Annotated in this window: 1 pseudogene; it reads right to left on the bottom strand. The window is 56.4% G+C overall.

Annotated elements, in window-relative coordinates:
• A pseudogene (locus MB824_RS03465) lies at positions 1–472 on the bottom strand (zonular occludens toxin family protein); the annotation flags it as partial.

Genomic DNA, 472 nt, shown 5'->3' on the forward strand with positions numbered 1-472 from the left:
GGTGTAACAGGTGCATTTGTTGCCGCTTTTGACGCAGGCGGCGGGGTAAGGCATGGTTTGGATGTTGCGGTTGCGGCCGTTATAGATGGGTGCCGTCCACGGCTGGCCGTCGATGCTGGGGATGTAGTCGGATGCGCTTAAGGGACGGTTCGGATCTTGGGCAGGCATCTGCTGCATCTGTTGTTGTTGGCCGTAAACGCCGCCTGATGCGTTTTGCGGGGCGTTTGGCTGTTGGCCTTGGGCTTGCCCTTGCCCGGCTTCTGGCTGGGCTTCCTGCGCCTGCTGCGGCTGCAATCTGGACTGATAGCTGTTGTTGAGCTTGTAGGCGTTATAGGCGACAAAGCCGATTGCCAAGGGCATTACCCAAATCCACGAGCTTAGGGAGCCTTTGAGTTTGGTGTGCTCTTCGGCGCTTTTATACATGCCGAATGCGTCTTTTTTCAGCCAGTAGATGCTGTTTTTAGCGTCTGCA

The organism is Kingella pumchi (assembly GCF_022288825.1).
Taxonomy (GTDB): Bacteria; Pseudomonadota; Gammaproteobacteria; order Burkholderiales; family Neisseriaceae; genus Kingella_D; species Kingella_D pumchi.